The organism is Syntrophorhabdaceae bacterium (assembly GCA_028713955.1).
Lineage (GTDB): Bacteria > Desulfobacterota > Syntrophorhabdia > Syntrophorhabdales > Syntrophorhabdaceae > UBA5609.
This window is the reverse complement of sequence record JAQTNJ010000298.1, coordinates 1-3,472: the sequence shown is the minus strand read 5'-3', so window position 1 is coordinate 3,472 and position 3,472 is coordinate 1. Positions and strand designations below refer to the sequence as shown.

5 protein-coding genes are annotated in these 3,472 nt (G+C 49.2%); 4 read left to right on the top strand and 1 reads right to left on the bottom strand.

All coding sequences use genetic code 11. The annotated features are described in order from the left end of the window. Both PHU49_16065 and PHU49_16060 read left to right on the top strand, forming a co-directional pair. On the top strand, nt 1-524 hold a 524-nt coding region (locus tag PHU49_16065), incomplete at its 5' end, for a TRAP transporter large permease subunit (GenBank protein ID MDD5245525.1). 147 nt (nt 525-671) lie between these two features. Continuing rightward, nucleotides 672-1,004 (top strand): YajD family HNH nuclease, encoded by a 333-nt coding sequence (locus PHU49_16060; protein ID MDD5245524.1) that lies wholly within the window; start codon nt 672-674, stop codon nt 1,002-1,004. A gap of 107 nt (nt 1,005-1,111) precedes the next feature. Here PHU49_16060 and PHU49_16055 read toward each other — a convergent pair whose 3' ends face one another. Further along, nucleotides 1,112-2,512, bottom strand: a complete 1,401-nt coding sequence (locus PHU49_16055; GenBank protein ID MDD5245523.1) for an amidophosphoribosyltransferase — start codon at nt 2,510-2,512, stop codon at nt 1,112-1,114. Nucleotides 2,513-2,740: 228 nt separating this feature from the next. Between PHU49_16055 and PHU49_16050 the strand changes: the two genes are divergently transcribed. Together PHU49_16050 and PHU49_16045 are read left to right on the top strand one after the other, a co-directional pair. Beyond that, nucleotides 2,741-3,151, top strand: a complete 411-nt coding sequence (locus PHU49_16050) for a hypothetical protein (GenBank protein MDD5245522.1) — start codon at nt 2,741-2,743, stop codon at nt 3,149-3,151. A gap of 90 nt (nt 3,152-3,241) precedes the next feature. Next, the coding region (locus PHU49_16045) for an HrcA family transcriptional regulator (GenBank protein ID MDD5245521.1) at nt 3,242-3,472 on the top strand (231 nt) is incomplete at its 3' end.

Below are 3,472 nucleotides of genomic sequence, written 5' to 3'. Positions count from 1 at the left end.
TCATCAGAAGAGACCTCAACCTCAAGGGTTATGTAAAGTCTGTCGTTGAATCCATAAGAACTGCCTGTATGGTCATATTGCTCATAGCAGGTTCAACGGTACTCGGCCACTTTATCGCCGTAACCAAAATTCCCATGATAACCGCCGACTGGATCGTCGGTCTGCAGGTGCCATCCTGGATAATCCTTCTCATGATCGCGGTCATATATCTCATTGGCGGCTCCTTTATCGATGACCTTGCATTTATGATCCTTGCAACGCCAATCTTCTACCCGGCAATCATAAAGCTCGGGTACAATCCACTGTGGTTCGGCATCCTCATAGGTATTACCGTAATGATCGGTGTTGTCATACCGCCTATGGCAATCTGCGTCTTTGTTGTGAAGCAGATAACGAAAACACCATTCAGTGTCGTCTATGCAGGCGTATACCCGTTCCTGATAAGCCTCGCTGTCGGCGGCATTATCGTCTTTTTGTTCCCGCCCATTGCAACGTGGTTGCCGGGCTGGCTGATGCCGGGGTAGACAAGACCGTAAGTGGCAAGGCGTGAGTCGTAAAGCGTAAACGACTTCAACCCATTGAGAATATTTAAAGGGCCCCCTTAAGGGAGGCCCTTTTATTTATGGATCATGTTCATGGTATAATATTGCAACAGGGGCAAGGATATAGCGATGAAAAAGAGACGATATACACACAGGAGCGCAGGACCTGCGAAAAAAGAGAGCGGCAAGTCCGTTGAAGAGATAGTGAGGGAACTGAAAGAGGTTGGCGCATCGAAAAATGATTACAGGGAACAGTCCCTGCGGATTCACGGTCTTATCTGTGCAAAATGTGCCCGGGAGTTTGATTATAAGGACAGACACCTCCTCACCGTTCACCATAAGGACGGGGATCACAGGAACAACCCCCCGGACGGCTCCAACTGGGAGAACCTCTGTGTCTACTGCCACGACGATGAGCACAGCAGGGGATTGCTCGGCGATTACTTCAGTCAAGATGGTTAAGGCTGAATTCTCAAACCCTTTCAACACGTTTTGAATTTTGAACATTTGAATTTGTTTAGTGCTTCGATATTAGGATTTAGGATTTCCCATGGGCTATCAGCTATGAACTATGAGCTGCTTTTATCCCCGATCCAGCAGTGGAGGCAGAGTTTCTCGCGGGGGAGGCCGATCGCTTCGACCATGTCGTCGATCCGCTGATACCGGAGCGTTGTCACGTCAAGCTCCTTCGCGATCCAGTCCACCATCTTCCGGTACTTCTCTGACCGGTCATCAAGGTAATCCCCGATTTCTTCCGTATCGCGTCCTTCCAGTGCACGTATGGCACGCCGGGCAGCCAGTTCATCAATGGAGCGTGTGGAGAGGGCAAATTTGCAGGGAAACATAAGCGGAGGGCAGGCCGGACGAACATGGACTTCCCTGGCCCCTGATTCCCAGAGCTTCTTCAGGGTATAATTTTTAAGCTGTGTGCCGCGTACGATAGAGTCTTCGCAGAGGACCAGCCGGTTATCGGCAATGATATCCTTGACGGCAATGAGCTTCATCTTTGCCACAAGGTCCCGGATCTCCTGAGAAGGTGGGGTATAGCTCCTTCCGTATCCAGGGGTATACTTCACAAGGGGTCTCCGAAAAGGAATCCCCGATTGCATGGCATACCCGACGGCATGGCCAACCCCCGAATCAGGAACCCCGGCAACGAGATCGGCCTTCACGTCATCATTTTTCGCGAGGGACCTCCCGGATCGTTCACGGACAAGCTCAACGTTGATCCCCTCGTAACTCGAAGCAGGGTATCCTGTGTAGATCCAGAGAAAGGCGCAGATCTGGTTGTTTATCTTTCCCGGAAGTTGTTCTTCCAATCCGTGTTTTCCTATACGAACAGTCTCGCCCGGTTCGAGATACTTTATGATCCGATAACCAAGGTTAAGAAAGGAACATGTCTCCGTAGCGATGACATGGTCTCCGTTCCTCTCTCCAATAACGAGAGGCATCCGGCCCAGGCGGTCCCTGACTGCATAGATCCCATCCTCTTTCATGAGGAGTATGGAGGCTGACCCCATGATCCGGTCATAGAGCCTCTCGATGCCGTCAATGAGCGTTTTGCCCTGATTGATCAGCTTGGCGATGAGTTCTACGGAATTGACCCCTCCGCTCGACATCTCACCGAATGTCTCTCCTTGTTCAAGGAGTTCCCCGGCCAGTTCGTTCGTATTATCCACAAGCCCTGCGGATACAATCGCAAAGGTTCCGAATTTCGAGCCGATGATCAGCGGTTGGGCATCCCGGTCGCTTATGACCCCGATGCCCATATTTCCCTCCATCTCTTTATAATCTTCGAAGAATTTTGATTTGAACTGGGACTTGCTGATATCATGAATGGACCGGTGGAAACGTTCTCCCAAAACAGCCATTCCGCCATACTCTGTTCCCATGTGTGAATGGTAGTCCGTCCCGTATAGAAGTTCGCTTGCACAGTTCTTTTTAGATACAATGCCAAAAATGCCGCTCATGGGTCCTCCCTTAGATAGTGGGGTGTCCGATCACTCGCAGATAAAACAGGGGGTCAGACGCTGATATGATACAACCTCTCCGCAACTTTCTCCAGCATTATTATAAAAATACCTCTGTCTAAAAGGTTTAACCGCCCATCCTTTCCGATGTAAAAAATTTATGGGCGCACCTCTTGACTTTGTATGAAATTTATTGTAATTAATTGTTAGACAATACCAGTTCAAATTATGAAAATCAGCACTGCGATAGGGGAAAGGGTTCCGGGCGGACTTTGTGTCATCAACGACAATGTCCGGCAAAATAAGGGTGGTGAGGATCTTCATGGCCATAACCCGGGCAAAGTGCTCCGGACTTTGCAGGGCAAGGCCGTTGGGCTCAATCTGAAACATACGGAATGCAAGGTAATGGCATTCAACATCCGCGGTTCGACCGGTCTCAGCGCGACCGAAGACAGCGATGATTGCCCTGCTGCCATGGCGCATCAGGGAGAACCTGTTTATATAAGTTCCCGCCGTGTTGCCGGCCAGTATAAGATTGACAAGGTATCTCTTCAAATCCCCAGGATCATCATTGATAAATACAGGGAAGCAGAAGGATGCCAAAGGCCGGCCGTCAGTACCCTCCAGATATACGCTTAGCAGTTCCTTGTCTGGACAAATTGAGCATCTCATTTCTTGACAAAGGTGTCATCTATCATTAAGTTATTCTATTAGGATTGGTTTGCACCGATGGATATGCTGACAGAACGTGAAAAAATGGTTCTTGAACTGATTATGGATAATTATATAACCGCTGCCGGACCGATAGGTTCAAGGACAATATCGAAGAGGACGAAGAACAAGGTAAGCTCTGCAACGATAAGGAATATCATGGGAGATCTTGAGGAGCTCGGTTTTCTTTATAAACCCCATGCAGTGGCAGGGCGCATACCGACGCACAAGGCCTTCAGATATTACGTA